The organism is Geminicoccus roseus DSM 18922 (genome assembly GCF_000427665.1).
Taxonomy (GTDB): domain Bacteria; phylum Pseudomonadota; class Alphaproteobacteria; order Geminicoccales; family Geminicoccaceae; genus Geminicoccus; species Geminicoccus roseus.
The window spans coordinates 195,982-218,985 of sequence record NZ_KE386572.1; the positions used below are offsets into that span (position 1 = coordinate 195,982).

13 protein-coding genes are annotated in these 23,004 nt (G+C 69.2%); 5 read left to right on the top strand and 8 right to left on the bottom strand.

The annotated features are described in order from the left end of the window. Nucleotides 1-167: 167 nt before the first annotated feature. The 4 genes from fliS to GEMRO_RS27055 form a co-directional block, all read right to left on the bottom strand. Nucleotides 168-599 (bottom strand): flagellar export chaperone FliS, encoded by a 432-nt coding sequence (fliS, locus tag GEMRO_RS0102315; RefSeq protein WP_027132725.1) that lies wholly within the window; start codon nucleotides 597-599, stop codon nucleotides 168-170. A 12-nt stretch (nucleotides 600-611) separates the two neighbouring features. Next, a complete protein-coding gene (gene fliD / locus GEMRO_RS0102320) occupies nucleotides 612-2,330 on the bottom strand; it encodes a flagellar filament capping protein FliD (RefSeq protein ID WP_084506440.1) in 1,719 nt (572 codons plus the stop codon). Between the two features lie 177 nt (nucleotides 2,331-2,507). After that, a complete protein-coding gene (locus GEMRO_RS27050) occupies nucleotides 2,508-3,683 on the bottom strand; it encodes a flagellin N-terminal helical domain-containing protein (RefSeq protein WP_027135508.1) in 1,176 nt (391 codons plus the stop codon). Between the two features lie 227 nt (nucleotides 3,684-3,910). Next, nucleotides 3,911-5,104, bottom strand: coding sequence for a multidrug effflux MFS transporter (locus tag GEMRO_RS27055; protein WP_051328592.1), 1,194 nt, complete (start codon nucleotides 5,102-5,104; stop codon nucleotides 3,911-3,913). A gap of 110 nt (nucleotides 5,105-5,214) precedes the next feature. Here GEMRO_RS27055 and GEMRO_RS0102335 point away from each other — a divergent pair, with 110 nt between their 5' ends. Then, nucleotides 5,215-6,549, top strand: a complete 1,335-nt coding sequence (locus GEMRO_RS0102335; protein ID WP_027132727.1) for a dihydroorotase — start codon at nucleotides 5,215-5,217, stop codon at nucleotides 6,547-6,549. Nucleotides 6,550-6,555: 6 nt separating this feature from the next. Here the strand turns inward: GEMRO_RS0102335 and GEMRO_RS0102340 are convergent, their stop codons facing one another. The 4 genes from GEMRO_RS0102340 to GEMRO_RS0102360 form a co-directional block, all read right to left on the bottom strand. Then, entirely contained in the window at nucleotides 6,556-7,083 is a 528-nt protein-coding gene (locus GEMRO_RS0102340; RefSeq protein WP_027132728.1) for an EF-hand domain-containing protein, read from the bottom strand. A gap of 11 nt (nucleotides 7,084-7,094) precedes the next feature. Continuing rightward, nucleotides 7,095-9,728, bottom strand: coding sequence for a DNA mismatch repair protein MutS (gene mutS, locus GEMRO_RS0102345; RefSeq protein WP_027132729.1), 2,634 nt, complete (start codon nucleotides 9,726-9,728; stop codon nucleotides 7,095-7,097). 645 nt (nucleotides 9,729-10,373) lie between these two features. Next, nucleotides 10,374-12,518, bottom strand: a complete 2,145-nt coding sequence (pbpC, locus tag GEMRO_RS27060) for a penicillin-binding protein 1C (RefSeq protein WP_240476577.1) — start codon at nucleotides 12,516-12,518, stop codon at nucleotides 10,374-10,376. A gap of 44 nt (nucleotides 12,519-12,562) precedes the next feature. Further along, on the bottom strand, nucleotides 12,563-17,341 hold the full coding sequence (locus GEMRO_RS0102360) for an alpha-2-macroglobulin family protein (protein ID WP_027132731.1): 4,779 nt from the start codon (nucleotides 17,339-17,341) through the stop codon (nucleotides 12,563-12,565). 153 nt (nucleotides 17,342-17,494) lie between these two features. On the opposite strand from GEMRO_RS0102360, the gene GEMRO_RS0102365 reads away from it, so the two are divergent. The 4 genes from GEMRO_RS0102365 (at nucleotide 17,495) to GEMRO_RS0102380 (ending at nucleotide 22,931) form a co-directional block, all read left to right on the top strand. Next, complete coding sequence (locus GEMRO_RS0102365; RefSeq protein ID WP_035484620.1) at nucleotides 17,495-18,013, top strand: thioesterase family protein; 519 nt, start codon at nucleotides 17,495-17,497, stop codon at nucleotides 18,011-18,013. Between the two features lie 350 nt (nucleotides 18,014-18,363). Beyond that, a complete protein-coding gene (locus GEMRO_RS0102370; RefSeq protein WP_027132733.1) occupies nucleotides 18,364-19,236 on the top strand; it encodes an aldo/keto reductase in 873 nt (290 codons plus the stop codon). Between the two features lie 177 nt (nucleotides 19,237-19,413). Further along, complete coding sequence (locus GEMRO_RS0102375; RefSeq protein WP_027132734.1) at nucleotides 19,414-20,910, top strand: ATPase domain-containing protein; 1,497 nt, start codon at nucleotides 19,414-19,416, stop codon at nucleotides 20,908-20,910. Further along, nucleotides 20,907-22,931 carry a hybrid sensor histidine kinase/response regulator gene (locus GEMRO_RS0102380; RefSeq protein ID WP_027132735.1) on the top strand — a complete coding sequence of 675 codons (2,025 nt, stop codon included), beginning with the start codon at nucleotides 20,907-20,909 and terminating at the stop codon, nucleotides 22,929-22,931. Before GEMRO_RS0102375 ends, GEMRO_RS0102380 begins: the two co-directional genes overlap by 4 nt. Nucleotides 22,932-23,004 lie beyond the last annotated feature (73 nt).

Below are 23,004 nucleotides of genomic sequence, written 5' to 3' on the forward strand. Positions count from 1 at the left end.
CCATGCCGGTCCCGGCTCTTCAGTCAGCCGTCCAGGATCAGGTCCGCCGGGGGGCTCCGGACGGTCACACCCCAGAACGGCTCCTCTTTCCGGCGAGACGGGAACCGGAGGCTGGGCACCCGGCCCGCCGGCCGTTTCCTGAACGGCCATGGCCTTCCGGCAGCGGCTCAGATGCGCAGTCCCGGTCCGGCGACGGGCATGGTCGCCGGTGGCGAAGGAGTTCCGGTGATGATCTGCTCCCAGCTGGCCCGAACTTCCCGCATCAGCCTGATCACCTCGCTGCACTCGCTCGGGTCGTTGCTGACGTTGATCTGCTGAATCTTCATGCCGATCATGACGTACCACTGCGCGAGCGAGGCCGCGACGCTGCCGCCCTGGTCATGGTCGAGGCTGGCATGCAGCGCGTCGCAGATCCGCGCCGCCTTCTGGGTCGCCTGCCAGCGATCCTCGATGCGCCCGTCCAGGCAGGCCAGCCGCGCCTCGTCGATCCTCCGGATCATCCCGTCATACAGCATCACGATCTGCCGGGCGGCCGGGACCGTCTCGGTGGCCTGCCCGTAGGCAGATACCGCACGGTGGTGGTGGGGTTGCGGCATCATCCGAGAAAATCCTCACTTGTCCTGGCTCTGGCCGAACGCCGCCTTGATCTGCTGGAGCATGGCCTGCGCCTGGCCGAGCGCCGTCTCGAGCGCGCTGAACCTGGTGATCAGCTGGTCGCGGTAGCGGTCCGCCCGCTCGGCGATCCGGTCGATCTCCTCGCGGGCCCTGCTGCTGCCCTCCTCGATCTGGCCGATCTCGACGCTCAGCCGCCCCTCGGTCTCGTCCAGGAGCGAGGTGATCTCGTCATAGGCTTTGTCGGCGATCCCCTGGCTCGCGGTGGCGTTGATCGAGGTGCTGCCGCTGCCGGTCCAGATGAAGGAGAGCCCGGCATAGGGGGTGCCCTCCCGTCCCTTGATCACCTTTCCCGACACGTCCACCCCGATCCCGTCGATCGCGGCGCTCTCGATCTGCCCGTCCGCGTCGGCATCCACGATATCCAGGCGGAAGGCGGTGTCCTGCAGCGTGCCCTTGCGAGCATAGAGGCTGAGATCGGCCGAATCGCTCTCGAAGCGGTACTCGAAGATGTCGCGCACCCGGTCCAGCTTCGTTAGGAGCGCGTTGTCGAGCTGGCTGGCATCGACCCGCATCCGGTTGCCGGCATCCAGGGTGATGCCGAGTTCGCGCAGGCTGCCGCCGTTGGCCCCGGTGACAGCGCCTCCCATGATCGACGAGACCTGGAGCTGCACGTCGCGCAGGAAGCTGCTGCCGAACAGGGGGCTGTCGGGCGACACCGTGCCGTCGGCGCCGACCTTGCCCTGCTGCTCCAGGAAGTCCCGGAAGGCGTTGTAGGCATCCACCAGACCGGTGATCTTCTCCTGGACAGCGCCGAGCGAGCGCTCGATCTCGATGGTGACCTTGGTGCCGGGCTCGCTCTTGAAGAAGTTGAGGGTCACTCCCTGGAGCGCATCTTCCACCTTGTTGGACGAACGCTCGATGGGTACCCCGTCGATGGTGAACCGCGCCGGCCGCGCCGCCTGGATCGGGTTTTGCACGGTTGTACCGCCATCGGCGGAAAGCCCCAGCGATGCCAAGACGTCGTCGCCGGTAGCGCCATTGTCCATCGTGATGGCCTTGCCGGTCTGCTGGGCCGTCAGGATCAGGCGCACATCCCCGTTGCCGACCTGGAGCACGGTGGCACTCACGCCGGTGGTGGCGCTCCGGCCGTTGATCGCGTTGCGCACGTCCTGGATGGTCATGCTTCCGTCGACCGCAATCTCCGCACTGTCGCCACCCAAGAGTCCCAGCACGAGCGTGCCCGCGAACGGACCGACCTTGTCCTGGAGCTTCTGGCCGAGGGAATCCACGCTGCTGCTGGAGAGTTTCTGGGCCGTCGCGAGTTGCTCGACGACGAGCTGGAAGCTGCCGGCCTGCGCCTGGTTGGATGCGGCCACGCCCACAAGCGACGCAGGAGCGACCGCCGTGTCGGCCGACAGATAAGCGTCCTTCTTCTCGAACAGATTGTCGCCGATACCCAGCGCGCCTGGCGGGTTGCGCAGCCCGGCGACCGCGCTGCGGATATCGTTGAGGATCGAGCGGAGTTCCGTCAGCGCAGCCACCTTGGCATCGTTGCCCGCGATCCGGGATTCCAGCCGCACCGCAGGAAGCTTTTTCACCTCCACCAGCGACTTGATCATTCCGTCGATATCGAGGTTGGAGTTCGTGCCCGAGAGGCGGGGCGCCCCCCCCGTCGTGGCGACGCTGCCGAAACTCATGCTGCTGCTGGTTGCCATCGGTCTTCTCGCTGGGTCCCGGCGGGCTTCGTCCCAACCGCCCGCAGATCATGACGCCCCAGAGGTGTATTTTTCCTTTACCTGGAGCGGAAAATCGCGCCGGCGCCTGACAATCTCTCCGGCCATCCGCCCCCGCCGCTTAGCCAGGGGCGGCGGGGGCGGGGCCGGCGCTTTGGCTCAGCGCAGGAGCTGGAGCATGGTCTGGGGCATCTGGTTGGCCTGGGCGAGCATGGAGACGCTGGCCTGGGTGAGGATGTTGGCCGAGGTGAACCGGCTCATCTCGGCGGCCATGTCGACGTCCATCAGGGTGGAGCGGGCGGCGTCCAGGTTCTCGATCGAGGTGGCGAGGTTGGCGGCGGAGAACTCGAAGCGCGACATCATCGCCCCAAGCTCGGCCCGGGAGCCGTTGACCTGGGCGATCGCCTGGTCGATCGCGTCGCCGGCGGTGACCGCCCCCGCCGAGGTCGAGATGTCGGTGCCGGCGGTGCCCAGCGCCGTGGTGGTCATGTCGTCGATGTTGACCACCACCGTGTCGGCCGACTGCGCACCGACCTGGAAGGTCAGATCGCCGCCGCCGCCCACGGTGAAGCTCTCCGCGGTCAGCTCGGTGGAGAAGTCGAAGTTGGACAGGGAGATCGACACCCCGGCGTTGCGGAAGTTCAGCTGGCCCTCGACCACCCGCTGGTCGGTGGCGAACTCCAGCTGGATGGTGTCGGTGACGTTGCCGTAGGTGAGCGTGAAGGTGCCGATCGTGGCGTCGGTGGCATGGGTGCCGGTGGCGCTGTCGGCGCCGACATAGGCGAAGCTGACATTGCCGGTGGCGGCACCGTTGAGGTTGAGGGTCACCCCGCGGAAGTTGGCGTTGAGGTCGCCGTCGCCCTCGAACTTGGCGAACGCGCCGCTGGTCGACACGGTCAGGGTCTTGCCGGCCGAGCCGTTGAGCAGCTGGGCGCCGTTGAACTTGGTCTGGCTGGCGATGTCGCCGACCTGGGTGTTGAGCTGGCTGTATTCCTGGTTGAGGAACTGCCGCTCGTTGTCGGTGAGCGAGCCGGACTGCGACTGCACCGCGAGCGCCTTCATCCGCTGCAGGATGTCGGCGACCTTGGACATGCCGCCGTCGGCGACCTGCAGGAGGCTCTGGCCCTGCGCGGTGTTGGAGGCGGCCTGCTTGAGCGCGGTGACGTCGGCCTTCAGCCTTGTGCCCACCGCCAGCGAGGCGGCGTCGTCGGAGCCCTTCACGATCCGCGAGCCGCTGGACAGCTTGGCCAGCGAGGAGGAGGCGGCCGCCGAGTTCTGCGACAGATAGCGCAGCGCGGTGTTGGCCGAGACATTGGTGGTGGCGGTCAGGACCATCGAGCGAAACTCCTTCTACCTGAAGCGAGCCTCCCGGACCTCCCGGGAGCCCAGGCCCGGCTACCTGCCGGACCCGCCAAACCGAGGATCCCTCCCCGGCCGGCCCCGATCCTTCAAGCACACGCCGTGCCAGAGCCCCGCCGCCCGGCCGAGACCGGCGCCAGCCCGGCCAAAGGCGGCCCAGGGCCGGCCCCGCCACCCGGCAGTTCCTGCCCACCCGGCACAACCTACCCGGCAGGAATTGCCGGGCGGGGGGCCAAGCGGGGCATGAAGGCCAGGAAGGAGAACACGGCGCAGGCGAACATCGTCAGAACCATCGGCCAGGGCGTTCCATTCTGGAAGAACCCGACAAACTGCGCGGCGCAGGCCGCGAACGCCATCTGCAGGAACCCGGACAAGCCAGATGCCGTGCCGGCAAGCTTGGCATCGACCGACAGGGCGCCGGCCTGCGCGTTCGGCACCGACAGGCCCTGGAAGAACGCGACCAGCGCCGCCGGCAGGAAGATCGCCCAGGGCGCCAGCGCCACGAACCCGATCAGGAACAGGGACAGGCCCGTGCCCGCCACGTTGCCGATGCACCCCCACAGCACCATCCGGTCGATGCCGAAACGGCGCGAGATGCGCGAGGCCACGAGATTGCCGATCATGAACATGAAGGCGACCGGCAGGAACCAGAGCGCGTAATGCGTGGCGGTTCCGCCCAGAACCTCCATCACCACATAGGCGCCGCCGCCGAGCAGCGCATAGTAGAGGGCCATGGAGAACGCCGACTGCAGCGCGTAGGCGATGAACTCCCGGTTCACCAGCAGACGCGCACTGCCGGCCATCAGGCCCGGTCCGTGGCGTGCGCCGGTGGAAGGCGGATGAGTCTCCGGCAGGCCTGCGAAGGCAGCCGCCAGGATCAGCAGCCCGGCGATGCCGGACGCGGCGAAGGTCGAACGCCAGCCGAACATGTCGGTGAGGCCGCCGCCCACCACCGGGGCGATCATCGGCGCCACCACCATGGCGGTGGTCACGATCGCCAGCATCGAGGCGGCATCCTCGGGCGCATGACGATCGCGGATCATCGCACGCGCGATCACCATGCCGGCAGCGCCGCCGGCAGCCTGGACCACCCGGGCGATCACCAGGATGGTGACGGAGTCGGCCAATACGCAGCCGGCACTTCCCAACAAGAACACCGCCAGGCCACCGAGCACTGCGGGACGGCGGCCGATCCGGTCGGAGATCGGGCCGAACAGCAGCATCGAGACCGCGATGGAGAGGGTCGAGAGCGAGAGGGTGAGCTGCACGGCGGCGCTGCTGGTGGCGAGGTCCGTCCGGATGACCGGCAGAGCAGGAAGGAAGATCTGCAGCGCTGCCGGACCCAGCCCGGTGAGCAGCACGAGCAGGAGCAGGAACGCCCGTTCATCGCGGATCAACTATGTTTCCTCCCGAGCATCGTCTCGTTCCTTCCCCAACCACCGATGGACGCGGGACGCACAAGTTTGCAAGCTTGCCCGGTGCTTGAGCCAGTGCAAGGAGAGATGACGTGCAGCCCTTCGACCTCGTGATCCGTGGCGGGAAGCTGGTGACGCCCGCCGGCATCGTCGCCGCGGATCTTGGCGTGCGCGCCGGAAAGATCGCCGCGATCGGGGCGCTGCACGCGGAACCCGCGGCCTCGGTGCTGGAGGCGGAGGGGCTGCATGTGCTGCCGGGCGTGATCGACAGCCAGGTCCATTTCCGCGAGCCCGGCCTGGAACACAAGGAGGACCTGGCCACCGGCAGCGATGCGGCGGTGCTGGGCGGCGTGACCACCGTGTTCGAGATGCCGAACACCAACCCCAACACGATCAGCGCGGCGGCCCTCGCCGACAAGCTCGACCGGGCAGCCGGACGAATGCGCTGCGACCACGCCTTCTATGTCGGCGCCACCGCCGAGAACATCGAGGCGCTGCCGGAACTGGAGCGGCTTGCCGGCAGTGCAGGGATCAAGATCTTCATGGGCAGCTCGACCGGCTCGCTCCTGGTCGAGGACGATGCCTCGCTGGAGCGGGTCCTGCGGGCAGGTTTCAGGCGGGTGGCGGTGCACGCCGAGGACGAGCCGCGCCTGCGGGAGCGCAAGGCGCTGGCGGAGGCGTCCGGCGATCCCGTTTCCCATCCGCACTGGCGGGACGTCGAGGCCGCCGTTCGGGCGGTCCGCCGGCTCCTGAACGGTGCCCGCACCTGCGGGCGGCGGGTCCATGTCCTGCACATCACCTCTGCCGAGGAGATGGAACTCCTGGCCGAGGCGCGCGACGTGGCGACGGTGGAAGTCACCCCGCACCACCTGACCATGCATGCCCCGGACTGCTACGAGCGGCTCGGGACACGGGCGCAGATGAACCCGCCGGTGCGGGACGCCCGGCATCAGGCGGCGCTTTGGAAGGCGATCCAGGAGGGCGTGGTGGACGTGTTGGGCTCGGACCATGCCCCGCACACGCTGGAGGAGAAGAACAAGCCGTATCCCTCCAGCCCGTCCGGGATGACCGGCGTGCAGACCTTGTTGCCCGTGATGCTCGACCATGTGGCGAAGGGGCGGCTGTCGCTGGAGCGGCTGGTCGACCTGACCGGGCACGGGCCGCAGCGGATCTTCCAGCTGGTGGGCAAGGGCCGGATCATGCGCGGCTACGACGCCGACCTCGTGCTGGTGGACCTGCAGGCACGCTGGCGGATCAACACCTCCTGGCTGGCCTCCCGTGCCGGGTGGAGCCCCTATGAGGACATGGAGATCACCGGCCGGCCGGTGTCCACCCTATTGCGCGGAGCCGTCGTGGCCCAGGACGGAGAACTGATCGGCAAGCCAGTCGGACGCCCGGTCCGGTTCATGGAGACGCTGGCAGCCTGAGGTTGGTCAGGACGTCCTGCCTCTGGGCAGGACGTTCTTCAGGACGGCGGCGCCCGCGCCCAGCCGCCCGAGCAGTTGATCCCAGTTCACCGCTCCCGGATCCTTCACCAGGACCGGAACCGGCCGCTCGTCCAGGGTGATGTCGGCGGAAATCTCGGCCCGGGTCAGCAGGCCATCCCCATCCGCGTCGTAGCTGACGAAAAGCTGGTCGAGCCCGACAAAGTCGATCGCCAGCATGGTCAGGACGGCCGCCTGCCGGTCCACCGCAGGCAGCTGGGCGGAGTTTTCCAGCATCCAGGCCCGTGCATGGTCGTGCAGGTCCTGCATCTCCAGGCGATCGAGAGCACCGTCGCGGTTGCGGTCCACGAAGCGGAAGATGCGCTCGAAGCAGTCGCGGGACGCAACCAGCGAGCAGGCAGGCCCGGTCTCGCGGAGGAACCGGTCGAAGGCCGCAGGCGTGGGCGGCGCGGCAGCCACCGGTGCCGAGAGAACCGGCAGGAGCAGAACGATGCTGGCGAGCAGGGCTTTCATCATGGTGAGGACTATTAGCAGGAACCGGCGGCTTCTTTGAGACGATAGATCAGCTCGAGCGCCGCCTTGGGCGCCAGCGTGTCCGGATCGACACCATCCAGCAGATCGCGCACCGGATCCGGCGCCGGTCCCGCCTCTTCGCGCTCGTCTGGCGGTTCCTGCAGGAGCGCCAGGAGCGGCAGGTCGTCGGCCAGGCGGGCGGCGGTGCCCCTGGCCTCGTTGCGCTCCAGCCTGGCCAGCACGTCCCGTGCACGCTTGAGGACCGGCTTGGGCAGGCCCGCCAGGGCCGCCACGTGGATGCCATAGGAACTTTCGGCGACGCCCGACGCGATCTCGTGCAGGAACACGATGCTGCCCTGCCATTCCTTGACCTTGACCCGGTGCAGGGAAAGGCGCGGCAGACTTGCCCCCAGATGGGTCAGCTCGTGGTAGTGGGTGGCGAACAGGCCGCGGCAGCGGACCTTGTCGTGCAGATGCTCGACCACCGCCCAGGCGATCGACAGCCCGTCCCAGGTCGAGGTGCCGCGGCCGATCTCGTCCAGGACCACCAGGCTGCGCTCGGTGGCCCGCGCCAGGATGGTCGAGGTCTCCAGCATCTCGACCATGAAGGTCGAGCGGCCGCGCGCGAGGTCATCGGCAGCCCCGACCCGAGAGAACAGCCGGTCGACGATACCGATCCGCGCCTCCTCCGCCGGCACGAACGAGCCGGCCTGGGCCAGCACGACGATCAGCGCGTTCTGGCGCAGGAACGTGCTCTTGCCGGCCATGTTCGGGCCGGTCAGCAGCCAGAGGCGCTGGTCCGGGGCGAGATCGCAGTCATTGGCGACAAACGCTTCGCCAGTGGCCGCCAGCGCCGCCTCCACCACCGGATGGCGCCCGCCGCGGATGGCGAATACCGGCTCCTCCACAAGGTCCGGCCGGACCCAGCCGCCGTCCCGGGCGAGCTGCGCCAGCCCGGCAGTGACGTCCAGCTCGGCCAGGGCGCTCGCCGCCAGCCGCAGCCGCCCGGCCTCGGCCAGGGCCATGCCGCACAGCTCCGCATAGATCGTCCGCTCGCGGGCATGGGCGCCCTCGGCGGCCTCGCCCAGGGCGCGCTCCAGCGCCTGCAGTTCCGGCGTGGTAAAGCGGACCGCCCCGGCCAGTCCCTGGCGGCGCACGAAACTGGCCGGCACCCTGCCCTCCTGGGCCGCCGCCACCTCGACATACCAGCCCAGCATGTTGTTGTGGCGGACCTTGAGGTTGCCGATCCCGGTCTCCTCCTTCAGGCGCCGCTCGAAGCTGTCCAGATGCGCCCGCCCGGCATCGCGCATGGAGACCAGCCGGTCGTATTCGGCATCCACGCCCGGGCGCAGCAGGCCACCGTCGTCGACCCGCGACGGGGCCGGCTCGTTCAACGTGTCCAGCAGGCGGCGCGCGAACGGCTCCAGCCCAGCCAGATCCTTCCGCAGGGCGGCGAAGCACTCCGGTGCGTCTTGCAGACGGATGGCCGCCCGTCCGGCGCGCTCGGCGGCATCGCCCAGCGCCAGCAGGTCCCTGGGCCCGCCCCGCATGGCCGCCAGCCGCGCCAGCGGGCGCTCCGGGTCGGGCATCCCGGCCAGGATCGCGCGCAGTTCGGCACGCAGCCGGTCATCCTCCACCAGCGCGGCCACCTTGTCGGTCCGCGGGCGGATGACCTCCAGCGACGCGGCGGGCTCGGCGATCCAGCGCGCCAGCAACCGGGCGCCAATGGCCGAGGTGGTGCGGTCAACGGCGCCCAGGAGCGAGCCGGACCTCGCTCCGTCCGGGCCGCGCAGCAGTTCCAGGGAGCGGCGGGTGGCCGGATCGATCTGCAGGAGCGTGCTGTCGTCGATGCGGACCGGCTCGGCCAGATGGAAGCTTCCGGATTTCTGGGTGAGTTCCAGATAGTCCACCAGCGCGCCGGCAGCCCCGATCTCGGCACGCTCGAAATCGCCGAACGGCGCCAGATCGGCGACACCGAACCGGCTCGTGAGGATCCGTCTGCCCACGGCAGGATCGAAGCGGACTTGGGCGATCGGTGTGACCCGGTCGGTCACCTCGCGCAACTGGCGGGCGAACAGGGCCTCCTGGAGTCGCTCGGTCGGGGCCAGGAGCTCGGCCGGCGCCAGCCGGGCCAGGGCCGCCGCCAGCATGTCCTTGGCCAGCGCCTCGGTCTCGAACCGGCCGGTCGACAGGTCGACCCGCGCGATCGCGGCACGATCCCGCTCGATCGCCACCGCAGCCAGCCAGTTGTGCTGCAGCGGATCGAGCAGGGCGTCCTCGGTTAGGGTCCCGGGCGTCACCAGCCGGATCACGTCGCGCTCGACCAGGGCCTTCCCGCCACGCTTCCTGGCCTCGGCCGGATCCTCGATCTGCTCGCATACGGCGACCTTGAAGCCCTTGCGGATGGCACGGTGCAGATAGGTCTCCACCGCATGCACCGGCACGCCGCACATCGGCACCTCCTCGCCGCGATCCTTGCCGCGACGGGTGAGGGCCACTTCCAGCGCCGGGGCCGCCGCCACCGCATCGGCAAAGAACAGCTCGTAGAAATCGCCCATCCGGAAGAAGAGGAGGGCTTCCGGGTGGGCCTCCTTCAGGCGCCGCCATTGCGCGACCATCGGGGTCGACGCTTCGCCGTCCCGCACCATCTGCTCCTGTTGCTGGTTGGTCCGGCCGACATGCCCGACCACGGCATGCGGCCACTTTGCGGCCCGGAAGCTGGCAGGAACTCCGGCGCGGGTCCAGCGCCGCCGCCACACCGGCGCGACGCACTTGCGCTCCGGTTGAAAGGATCTTGCAAACCCAACGCTTAGCGCTAGTTTCCGGCTTGCAGTTCCGGAAACCAGCGATTCGGACGGAAACTGATGAGTCGATCCGACGGTTCATCTGACACTTGGGGAGGCACCGAGGTACCTGCCCTTCGTCGGACAGCAATCGAACGCGCCCAGGCTCTGTCTCTCCGGATCGAGTACCTCACCTGGCCCGACCGGGCCAGGGAACTGGATCGTCTTTTCTGGGTGGATGCCAACGAACGACTTGGCCACCAGGAGATCACCGCCGTCATCAACCGGCAGGCCCTCACCTCGTCCGAGGCCCGGGCCGTCGGCGACTACGCCCGCCAGATCAAGGACGTCCTGACCGAGACCTTCGTTCTCCTGAAGGAACCACCGGTCGTGGGCTCCGTCTGGCAGGCCTTCACCTGGCTGATGGTCTGCCGCGAGCACGAGCATGCCCCGGCCCTCGCCTGGCTGCGCACCGCGGATCCGGCCATGCTCCGGGCGCACCTGGCCAAGCTACCGGGCTTCGCCTTCCTGATCCTGGCGGCCACCCAGGACGACACCCTGGAGAGCTTCCTGGCCCGGGACGCCTTCTGGGACGCCATGCTCGGCGCCACCCGGGAACTCGAGGTGGGCCCGGACCGCCCGGCCTGACCAGGGAACCGCCAGCCGGACCCTCGCCCGCGCGCTTCGGCCAGCGGCATCCACCACGGTGATCTCGCTCCAGCCCGGGGCATGCTCCCGCCAGACCGCAGCCCGGCGGCGCCCGGGCAAGCCGGCAATCGGCCGGCCCTCCACGTACCAGCGGTAGGGGACGGTCCCGCCCCGGGCCCGCAGCGGGATCGGGACATCCGCGGCCACGTCCAGCACCGCCCCGTCCGCAGGGAACTCCAGGCGGAGCGGCGGCCCCTGGCCAGCCATGGGACTGTCGGGACCTGCCAGGCGGGCCAGACTGGCGGGTGCAGCCCCCTGGAACGGGCTGCCGGGGGGAGGCGGGCGCAGCGGCACCGGGTCAACCAGATCGAAGATCCGCGCCAGCAATGGCGCGGCGCCGCCTTGGCCGGTGCAGGCCCGGCCGCAGCTTGCCGCATCGGAACGACCGACCCAGACGCCCGCGACATGACGCCCGTCAAAGCCGACCGCCCAGCCATCCTTGTAGCGAAATGAGGTGCCGGTCTTGTACGCGAGCACCCGGTCCGGCCGCGCGCCGGAGGCCTGCGGCACCCCGCCCAGGATCGTGCGCAGCGCCGCCGCGGCGGCCGGTGACAGAAGCGGCCGGCCGGCATCGGTTGGCGCGTCGGAAAGGACCCGCGGCGCCCGGAGCCGGCCGTCGGCGGCGATCGCCCCATAGCCCGCCACCAGGTCGAGCAGCGTCACCCCGACGCCTCCCAGGATCACCGGCAACCCGGGCTGCTGGCCGTCTGCCAGGCGCAGCGGCAGCCCGGCATCGTCCAGGGCCTGCACGAAGCCGATCGGCCCGAGCCGTTCCAGCATCGTCACCGCCGGAAGATTGAGCGACCGCTGCAGCGCCTGCGCGACCGTCACCTCGCCGGAAAAGCCGTCGTCGAAATTGTCCGGCGCGTAGTCGGCGAAGCGGCGCGGCTCGTCGTGGACCACCGTGGCCGGGTGGGCGAGGAACCGGTCGAAGGCCAGGCCATAGGCGAACGGTTTCAGGGTGGAGCCGGGAGAGCGGACCGCGGTGACATGGTCGACCATGCCGTGGCGAAGGCGGTCGAAATAGTCCGTGGAGCCCGCCCAGGCGCGCACGCTCCCGCTGTCCTGCTCCACGACCACCGCGGCCGCCCCGATCGGTGGGGACAACGTGGCAGCCGCGGCCCGAAGCAGGCGCTCCACCCCGTCCTGCAGGGCCGGATCGAGGGTGGTGGGAAGCTCATCGTCTCCTGGCGCCAGTCGCGCCACCAGCCGCTCGCTCAGATGTGGCGCCCGCATCGGCAAGGGCCGGCGATGGCGCGGCACCGGCATGGCGGTCGCTGCGGCGGCGGTGTCCGCAGTCAGCGCTCCCTGGACCTGCAGGCGGGCGATCAGCCCGTCGCGGGCAGCGCGGGCCGCCGCCGGGTACCGATCCGGGCGCAGCCGCTCCGGAGAGCGCGGCATGGTCACCAAGAGGGCGATTTCGGCCGGGCCCAGCATCGACGGCTCCTTGCCGAACCATGCCAGGGAAGCGCTGCGCACGCCTTCCAGGTCGCCGCCGAACGGCGCCAGGGTCAGCCACATCGCCAACACCTCGTTCCGGCCGTGATGCAGCGTGAGCTGCAGGGCGCGGAACATCTCCACCGCCTTGGCGCCCAGCGTCCGCGGCTGCGGGTCGATCAGCTTGGCGACCTGCATGGTGAGCGTGGAGCCGCCCGACACGACCTCTCCCCGTGTCGCCCATTGCTGGAACGCCCGGCCCAGGGCCAGGGGATCGACACCCGGATGGAGAAAGAACCGCCGGTCCTCGGCGGCCACCAGCAGATCCAGGAACAGGTCCGGCACCTGATCGGGCCTGGTCAGCATCCGCCAGCGCCCGTCGTCGGCGGGGAATGCCCGCAGCCAGCTGCCGTCCCGGGCAACCACCAGGGACGAGCGGTCGAGGAACCGGCCGAGCGGCAGAGGAAAGGCCCGGTCCAGCACCAGGCCCACACCCAGGAGCATCGCCATGGCCAGCAGGATTCCCGGCACCAAGCGGGGAAGCCGGCCGCCCATCACTCCCGGATCACCTCGAGCCGGCCTTCGGCGGTGCGGGCGAAGCTCGCCGGGTCATACATGTCCTCGACCCGGGAAGCCGGCCAGACGAACCGCCCAGGCGTGGTGGCTCGCGCCACGTAGGCCAGCCGGAAGCGTTCCGCATAGCCGGCCAGGGCGGCAGCGAACCGGTCGTCCCGGGAGACCGTCGTCAGCGGCGGGGTCAGGTCGCCCAGCCAGGCGAGTTCCCCCTGCCGCTGGGCTCCGCCGTCCAGCTGCACCGGCTCGATCTCCAGGCCGGCCGGCAGGAGGTCCACGAGCAGGATGTCGCGCTCCCCCGGTTGACGGACCCGGCCCTCCAGCAGGATCACCACCCGCTCCCCCTGCCGGAGCGTCGTCTTGGTGGTCCCCGGCCGCTCCGGCTGCCCGGACACCACTTGGCCGTCCATCCGCAGGACGGTGCGCTTCAGGAAGAAGCCTTCCTGGGCTGGTGGCTGCGCCTCCAGCGGCAGACCGGAGGCGATGATTGTCCGGTAGAGGGTCTCGCTTCCGGCGTTGCCGAGACGGATCGGCGTCATGTCGGGCGAAAGCGGCCGCGCCAGCTGGAGCGGTCTCCCGTCCGGTGGACGCCGTACGCCGTCCAGCTCGATCTGGACGGGCACCCCGCCGTGTGGAAGCAGGCTTGTCCCTGCACGCAGCAGCCACGCCTGGCTCTGGGTATCCAGGTTGCCGGGATCACCATAGGCGGCCGCGATCTCGACGAGGCGCCGGTCGCGCTCCTCCGTGCCGATCAGGTCGTTCTCCACCAGCAGGGCGAGACTGCCGGCGGCATCGCGCAGGTCGCTGCCATAGTCGGCGAGCGGCTCGTCGGCCACCCGCGTGCCGTTGAGCGCCGCGACGGCCCGCTCGGCACTGGGCCGGTCGCCTGAGAGTGCCAGGGCCGCCGCCACCTGCGCGCGCGCCAGATCGCTGGGGAGCGCCGCCAGATAACGCCCCTCGAACCAGCGCAGGGTCGCGACGTCGAGCCGGCCCATTCGGGCCAGCACATAGGCGGCATAGGCCCTGCCCTGCAGCCCGGCCGGCGTGGTGTCGTCGCTGGAGAACGCGATCGCCAGCTGCCCGGCAAGCTTGTCCAGGGGCCGGACCGGCACGTGGACATGCTGCTCCTGGGCGCGCAGCAGGAAATCGCCCACATAGGCGGACAGCCAGGTCTCGACCGGCGAAGTCGGCGACCACAGGCCGAACGCCCCGCCCGCACTCTGCAGGTCCACCAGGCGGCGCACCGCATCCTGCAGCCCGACCGAGGCCTCCGCCGGCTCCGGCCCCAGCCCCAGCGCCGGGCGGAGCCGGCGCGCCGCCAGCAGCGGCCCTGCCTTGCTGACTGTCTGCTCGACGCAGCCATAGGGATAGGCCATCAGGCTGTCGACCAGCCGGGCCAAGCCAAGCTCCGGCAAGGGGCCGAGCGTCACCGCGACCTCGGCCGTCCCCGGCTGGAACTGGCCGCCCAGCGCGGCGTCGATCACCAGTTCCTGGCCGGGCGTCAGGTCGCCGATGGTCCGCTCGGCCTGATGGGGCCTTGGGCTGCGCACCTCGATGGCGAAGCGGCGCTCCACCACGGCCCCGTCCGGGCCGGTCAACGTCATCCGCATCCGCGCCGTTCCCGGCAGGTCGCCAGCCTTGGCATGGACGGTCCGCCGGACGCTCGCGCCCGGCCTGACCTGCAGCGGCGCCGGCTGGCTCGGGCTCAGCGTCAGCGGCCCCTCGCTGGTCAGGTCCACGGCCCATTGGCCTGCCGGGCCCTCGCCCAGATGGACATCGAGCAGCAGGGTCGCCTCGTCGCCGGTGCCGAGGAAGCGGGGTCGGGTCAGTTCGGCCACCACCGGTCCGCGCACCACCGCCTTGGCCTGCGCCCGGCCAAGGCGATCCCGGCTCCAGACCACGGCCGTGACGTCGAGCCGGCCGTCGAAGTCGGGAAGATCGAAGCGAACGGTCCGCTGACCACCCTCCCCGATCTCCACCGGACCCTGCGCCAGGCTGACGATCTCGTAGCTGCGCACCTGGTTGCCGGTGAACTGGAGCGCCATGCGGGCATCGCCACCCGTCACGATCCGGCCGCGGGCACCTTCCGGATCGATCAGCCGGCCATAGACGTCGCGCAGTTCCAGGCCGAGCCTGCGCTGGCCCAGGAAGTAGCCGACCGGATCGGGAGGCTGCTGCCCGGTGATCTGCAGCACGGCGTCGTCGACGGCCGCCAGCGCCACATAGGCCTTCTCCCCCTCGGCAAGCCCCTGGACGGTCACCGCGACCGGCAGGTCCGACCCTGGACGGCTGGTTGCCGGGACGTCCAGCGCCACCTCCAGGGTCCGCTCCGCCTTGGGCCCGGGCAGGTGCAGCACGCCGACTGCGCGGGCCGGCAGGCGCGGATGCGCGGCACCCGGCGCTGCCAGCGCCGTGGCCAGGACATACAGGCCGCCGGGCTCGATCGCCGTGGCCGGAAGCCGCACCAGACCACCTTCCGGTCCAAGCTCCGCCTCCACCCGGGTCCTGATCCGGCTGTCGGCCAGCATCACGATTACCCGCGCGCGATAGGGCGGGCGCACGAACAGGCTGAGGTCACCGCTTGGCCCATCGCTCCCGGCCTGGCTGATCTCCACCTGGTCCGGCCGCTCCTCCTCGTCGGTCGCGGACCACCAGCCGGCCGTGAAGCGCACGCTCGCGAGGTTGCCGGTGCCGGGCTCCGCCAGTTCGACCCGGAAGCGGCCGCTGGCGACCGGGTGCGTCCAGCCGACCGTGCCGTCGGCGCCGCTGCGCAGGCTGCCGGAGTCCATCGGCCGGTCGGTCACCACCGTCTCGACATTCCAGGCGCCCCCCTGCTGCACCCAGAGATAGTCGACCTCCTCCGCGAACAGCTGCCAGTCCAGGGCGACGTTGCTGCGGGCGCGGCCCTGGTCGTCCAGGGCCCCGAACCGGAACCGGGCGATCCCGTTCTCGGGCAGTCCGCCGGAAAACTCCGGCAGGATGGCGACATGCCCGGCCGCCTCTGCGATCGCCAGGACGTGCTCGCTGCCGACCGGGCGGCCGTCGACATCGCTGACCCTGGCGCTCAGCACCGCCTGGAGCGGCTGGCCGGCTCCCGGTTCCTCCACCGTGATGTCGAACGCCGCCCCGCCGGTCGCATCGGTCCGTCCGGGCGGCAGCACCCGGCGGGTTGGCAGGAACGGCAACTCCTCCGGGCCGAATCGCCAGCCTTTCCAGGCAGAAAATGGCTGCTCGGCCGGGCGCACGAGCAGTTCGGCCTCCACGGGCAGGTCGCCCGCGGGCGCTCCGAACAGATAGTCGGCCTGCACCCGCACCGTCGCCCGGGCACCCGGTGCCAGGCGGTCAGGCCCGTCCAGCTTCACCTCGAGGCGCGGCGGCACGATGTCGTCCACCGCGAAGCTCACCCGGCCGATCGGCGCGGTGCCATCCCCCACATGCGCCGTCACCGTCCAGGTGCCGGGATAGGCGCTCGCCGCCAGTTCCAACTCGACCAACGCGCCGCCGGCCGCGGCCGGCGTCACCTGCTTCCGATCGACTTCAACCTGGTCCGGCCGGGACACCACCAGCACCAGGGGCTGATCCGCCACCGCCTCGGCCTGGCGGTCGCGCAACAGGAGACCGAGATGGACGGTCTCGCCCGGGCGATAGACGCCCCGCTCCGTCCACAGGAAGGCATCCAACGCCCCGGGGGGCGTCCGCCCGTCGACGCCCCGGTCGGCCAGGTCGAGGCCGGAGCGTTCCAGGTCCAGCCAGATGAAGTCCCCGGCAGGCCCATAGGCGAACAGAGCCTGGGGCGCATCGCCGCCCTCGCCCCGCAATTCTCCCGCCGGGATCTGCGCGAAGCCGTCCGGCCCGGTCACCACCGTCGCGATCTGCCGGTTGGCCCGGGCCATCAGCACGAGCTCCCGCCCGGCAAGCGGCCGGCCATCGGTCAGGCTGGCCGCATGGACCAGGAGGCCGTCCTCGCCCTGCCAGGTGAACAGGCCGGTATCGGTCAGGGCGAACCAGCGGGTCGGCAGGCTCTGCCATGGCGGCTGGGCATCGTCGGCGGGGCGAGCGACTGCGACATAGATGCCGGGCTCGCGCGGGCCGAGCAGCCCGGCGAGCGGCACGGCGGTGGTGACCTCGCGATTGCGTTCCGCCTCGACCCGGACCTTGCCGGCGAACAGGCGCCGCCCGGTCTGGTCCTGGAGTTGCCGGATGTCCCAGCCGCTCTGCTGCCAGCCGATCGCGTTCTGGGCGATCCGCTCGACCAGGCTGCGGTCGGTGACCTGGAACAGCTCGAGACGGATCTCGTCGACATTGACGCTGGTCACCGGCAGGACCGGGTCGCCGGACAGCGGCAGCACGTCGCCCTGGCCCCGGAAGCTCACGGCCGGAGCCCGGTCCGGGACGGCAGCCTCGAAGGAGGCGGAGCCTGCCAGGGTAGAGCCGTCCTGCGCGGCAAGGCCGGCGCGCACCAGGATGCGGTAGGTCGCGCCATGCTCCAGGCCGGAGACGCACAGGCGGTCGTTGCGGACCGACAGGGCGTGATCGCCCTTCGGAGCGACCTCGACGAAGGAGCGCAGCAGGACATCGGAAGGTCGGGCCAGCGGGCGGTCGAACGTGACGCAGGCTTCCGGCAGGGCCCTCTCCGACGACACGTCGAGGCCGGTCGCCTCGACCGCTCCCGCCATGTCGTCCTGCGACCACGCCGGGCCAAGCCAAGCCGGCATGACGAGCAGGACCGCCAGCAACAGAAAAGTGGTCGGAAGACGCATGATGCGATCTCGGATCCGGTGCCGCCCAGTCGTGCCGGCGCCTCCGCATGAGGTCACTCCAAAACAACCGCGAGTTCAACAGCGGCGGCAGACGGCGGCAGCTTCCTATTGCATAAATGCCGCGTGGCGAGGCCGGCAGGGGAGAGTGACGACGTGCGGCAGGATCAGCTGGAGCCCATTCACCGTGCCGTCATCCTTCCGGAATGGCTCGATTACAACGGGCATCTGAACGAGGCGTACTACGTCCTGGTCTTCAGTCACGCGACCGACCGCCTGATCGATCTGATCGGCATGGACGACACTTGGCGGCGGGCCCATGACATGACCGTCTACACCCTGGAATCCCACATCCGCTATCTGGAGGAAGTGGGGGTGGGCGTGGAGGTGACGGTCGGTTGCCGGCCGATCGAGCTGGATGCCAAGCGCCTGCGGCTGTTCCACACCATGCAGCGCGCCGACAACCAGCGCGTCCTCGCCACGGCCGAGATGTTGCTCGTCAACATCGATTCCCTGGGGCCCCGGTCAGCACCCTGGGACAGCGCGGTTCGCGCCCGCCTTGACGCACTTCAGGAGATCTATGCAGGCAGGCCGTGGCCGGAAGGCTGCGGGCGATCAATCTCCCTGCACCGCCCACGCAACTCTCGAGCTGAAGTCGAGACCGAAATCGGGTGAGTTATAGTACCCCGACCGGCTCGGCGCGCCTTCCGCAAAGAAGCGTCCGCGTCGATCCGGCCGGGGCCTGATAGCATCCGCACCCAGATCATTATCAACTGGCCTGTGGGCCATCATGACTGGATCACCGGGATATATGATCGGTGCTCCGTAGCTACACGTTTAACCGGGCTGCCGCTGTTCGGTCTGTGACAAAATGCACGTCTGAAGATGTTTGCCGTACAAAAAGATTCGGTTCTGCTTTCTGAGAAACCCTCTCATTGGCGGCCCGTTGGCAGGTGACCCGGTTCCATGGCGGTGGCAGGACGTCGCTGTCGAACACGGCATCCAAGCCTAGAATGAGAGAGCAGATGACGGTCAACGCGAATGCTGCAGGCACGATCAGGATCGGCGGAGAACTCGAGGTAGCCCGGCTGGGCTACGGAGCGATGCGGCTGACCGGGCAGCCAGGCAACTGGGGTCCTTATCCCGACCAGGAACATGGGGTCGACGTCCTGCGCCGGGTGGTCGAACTCGGGGTGACCCTGATCGATACCGCGCACGCCTACGGCCCGGGCTTCAACGAGGCGCTGGTCGCCAAGGCTCTGCATCCCTACCCGGACAATCTGGTCATCACCACGAAGTGCGGGATCGCCAAGGTCGGTCCTGGAATCAACTATCGCGACGGGCGGCCGAAGGCGATCCGGACCATCCTGGAAGCCAGCCTCCTGCAACTCCGGCGCGATCATGTCGATCTGCTGCAGTTGCACTGGGTCGACCAGGACACGCCGATCGAGGAGTCGGTCGGGGCGATGCATGACCTGGTCCGCGAGGGCAAGGTCCGCCATGTCGGCATTTCCAACGTCACGCTCGACGAGTTCCACCGCGCCAGGACAGCCGGGCCGATCGCCTCGGTGCAGAACCGCTACAGCCTGGCGGACCTCACCAACGACCCGATCGTCGATGCCTGCACGGAAGCCGGGATCGTGTTCTTCCCGTACGGACCGCTCGGCGCCGACGCCTCGCGCCCGGGCGCACCCCTGGCATCGAGCAGCGGGCGTCTCGCGGGGGCTGCCAGCATGAAGAACTGCACGCCCGCGCAGCTGGCGCTGGCCTGGCTGCTCGCCCGCAGCCCGATGATCCTGCCGATTCCTGGCACCACCTCGCGGCACCATCTGGAGGAGAATGTCGCGGCTGCCGGCATCCGCCTGACGCCGGATGAGGTCCGCTCCCTGGCCGGGTGAGGCTTGCGCCGCATCACCGGGCGATGGTGCCAGCCATCGCCCTGGAGGCGGAACTGCACCATATTTAGCCAAGACGGACTGTTGGACTGGATATGGTGCTCGTCGCCTTGCGCAAAAGTCAGTATGGCCCGGCACTGATCCTGCCGCCCGATCCTGGGACGAGAAAAGGCTATCGTGATGACCGTTGATCGCGCCACGCCCAAGGCGAAGACCGGCATCGCCGGGCTGGACGACATTCTCGTCGGAGGGCTGGCGCGCGGGCACGTCTATCTGCTGGAAGGCAATCCGGGCACAGGCAAGACCACCATTGCCCTGGATTACCTGCTGGAAGGCGCGGCACTGGGAGAAAGGTGCCTCTACATCACTCTCTCCGAGACGGAGCAAGAACTCCGGTCCGGCGCGGCATCGCATGGCTGGGAGCTGAACGAGAACATCAGGGTGTTCGAGCTGGTGCCGCCAGAAAGCCTGCTCGACGCCAACCAGCAGCAGAGCCTGCTCTATTCGGCGGATCTCGAGCTGGGCGAGACCACCCGGATGATCTTCGATGCGGTGGAGCGGGAGAAGCCGAGCCGGATCGTGCTGGACAGCCTGTCCGAGATCCGCCTCCTGGCCCAGAGCTCCCTGCGCTACCGCCGGCAGATCCTGGCGCTGAAGCATTATTTTGCCCGGCATGGCGCCACCGTGCTGATGCTCGACGACCTGACCTCCGAAGCGGCCGACCGCACCGTCCACAGCGTCGTGCACGGCGTCGTCCGCCTGGAGGAACTGGCCCCCAATTATGGCGCGCAGCGCCGGCGAATGCGCGTCCTCAAATACCGTGGCCAGGCGTTCCGTGGCGGGTTCCACGACATGACGATCCGGACCGGCGGCGTCGAGGTCTTTCCACGTCTGGTCGCGGCGGAGCACCGCAGTCCGATCGCCCGCCAGACAAGCACGAGTTGCATCCCGGAACTGGATCAACTGCTCGGCGGCGGGATCGAGAGCGGGTCTAGCACGCTGGTGCTCGGTCCGGCCGGCACCGGCAAGTCGATCGTCACCCTGCACTTCGCCCACGCGGCGGTCCAGCGCGGCGAGAAGGCGGCCCTGTTCATCTTCGACGAAGAACTGGGGATGCTGTTCGACCGCGCCAAGAAGTTGAACATCGACCTGGAGCAGTTGAGCAGCGAGGGCCGCCTGTTCATCGAGCAGGTCGATGCCGCCGAGATGTCGCCCGGCGAGTTCGCCCATCGGGTACGCGAGCAGGTCAGCAGCCATCAGGTCAAGACCGTGGTGGTCGACAGCCTGAACGGTTTCCAGGCGGCGATGCCCGACGAGCATGCCGTCATCCTCCATCTGCACGAATTGCTGCAGTACCTGAACCGGCAGGGGGCCAGCACCTTCCTGACGGTGGCGCAGCACGGGCTGGTCGGCGACGGTCAGGCGCCGATCGACATCACCTATCTTGCGGACACAGTGATCCTGCTTCGCTATTTCGAAGCGCACGGCCGGGTCCGGCGTGCGATGTCGGTGATCAAGAAGCGGGCTGGCCTTCACGAGGACACGATCCGCGAATTCAAGATCACCCATCAGGGCCTCCTGATCGGCGAGCCGCTCCACAGCTTCCAGGGGGTCCTGACTGGAGCGCCGACCTATGCCGGAGAGGCAAATCCTCTTCTGGGAACGGCCCGGGCGTGACGATCTCGGAACGCGCTCTCGTCTTCACGCCCACCGGGCGCGACGCCTCCGTCGCGGCGGCATTGCTGCGGGAAGCGGGAATTGGGTCGACGATCTGCTGTGACATGGAAGCCCTTTGTCACGGGCTGGCCGAGGGGGCTGGCCTTGCGATCGTCACGGAAGAAGCGTTCCGGACCTCGAACCTGAGAATGGTGGCGCAGTGGATCGAGCAGCAGCCGTCCTGGTCTGATTTTCCGTTCGTGCTGCTGACCGAACGAGGCTCCGACACGGAACAGAACCCGGTTGCGGCGCGCCTGTCCAGCGTGCTGGGCAACGTCATCTTCCTGGAACGTCCTTTCCATCCGACCACCCTGATCGGCGTGGTCCAGAATGCGTTGCGCGGGCGTCGGCGCCAGTACGAAGCCCGGACCCAGCTGGAGGCGATCCGCGAAAGCGAGGAGCGCCTTAGCATGGCGCTGAAGGCCGGGCACCTGGGAACCTGGGAATACGACCTGGCGACCGGGGTGCTCACCACGTCGGAGCACTGCCGGATGAATTTCGGCCGCTCCCCGGACGACCCGTTCAGTTACGAGGAACTGCTCGAGAGCGTCCATCCTGCTGACCGGGCGCGCATGAAGGCGGCCGTCCGGCACAGCATCACCAGCGGCGACGACTACCTCATCGAGTATCGGGTCGTCTGGCCGGACGGGAGCCTGCACTGGATCGAGATCCGCGCGCGGATCATTGAAGATGGCCGGTCCCGCCGCCTGATCGGAGTGTCCAGCGACATCACCGCCCAGAAGACGGCGCAAGCCGAACTGCTGCGGTTCAGCGAGACGCTGGAACAGCAGGTCCAGGAGCGCACCGCCGAACTCCGGCAGAAGGAGGCGGCGCTGCGCCAGGCCCAGAAGATGGAGACCATCGGCCAGCTTACCGGCGGCGTCGCCCATGACTTCAACAACCTGCTGATGGCGGTGATCGGCAACATCGATCTCCTGCGCCAGAAGATCCCCGATTCGCCCCATCTCCAGCGCTACCTGGACGGTGCGCTCCAGGGTGCGCAGCGCGGGGCGGCGCTGACCCAGCGTCTGCTCGCGTTTGCCCGTCGCCAGGACCTGGCGCCCGAACCCGTGGATCTTCGTCTCCTGGTGGAGGGCATGCATGCCCTGATCGAGCGCTCGCTTGGCCCTTTGATCTCGATTGATCTCCGGCTGGCCGACGCCATGCCTCCGGCGATCGTCGATTCGAACCAGCTGGAGCTCGCGATCCTCAACCTGACCGTCAACGCGCGCGACGCGATGCCGGATGGCGGGCGCCTGACGATCGAACTGGACCAGAGGCCGCCGCCGATAGGTCTGGCGCTGACACCGGGACAGTATCTTCGCCTTGCTGTCCGGGACAACGGGGCCGGAATGGATGCGCGCACCCTGGAGCGCGCCATCGAGCCGTTCTTCTCGACCAAGGAATTCGGCAAGGGTACCGGCCTGGGCCTGTCCATGGTCCACGGTCTTGCCGTGCAACTCGGCGGAACACTCAATATCGTCAGCCGGATCGGCGAGGGCACCACCGCCGAACTCTGGCTGCCCGTCTCGGAGGTGGAAGTGAAACGCGGCGTAACGTCTGATCAGGAAGTCACCGCAGCCCCCAGTTCCACCATTCTCGTGGTCGACGACGATGCGCTGATCGCCATGAGCACGGTCGATATGCTGGAGGACCTGGGTCATACCGTCATCGATGCCCAGTCCGGCAAGCAGGCGCTCGAGATCCTGGAGGGCGGCACCCATGTCGACGCGATCGTCACCGATCATGCGATGCCCGGGATGACGGGAGCGGAACTCGCCATGAAGGCGCGGGAGCTGCGGCCCGACATCCCGATCCTCCTGACCACCGGCTATGCCGACCTTCCGGCCGGAGTGGGCATCGACCTCCCGCGCCTGGGCAAGCCCTACCAGCAGCGCGATCTGGCGGAAAAGCTGTCGAAGCTCCTGAACGCGGCCCGGGAAACCCGGCTGGCCGACGCGGCCAAAGACCCCGTCGATTGATCTTCGGAACAGCCGCCCCTCTCTCCTCCCCGTGGGCAACCGCGAGGTCCGGGCTGCCTGCGCGGCAGGTCAC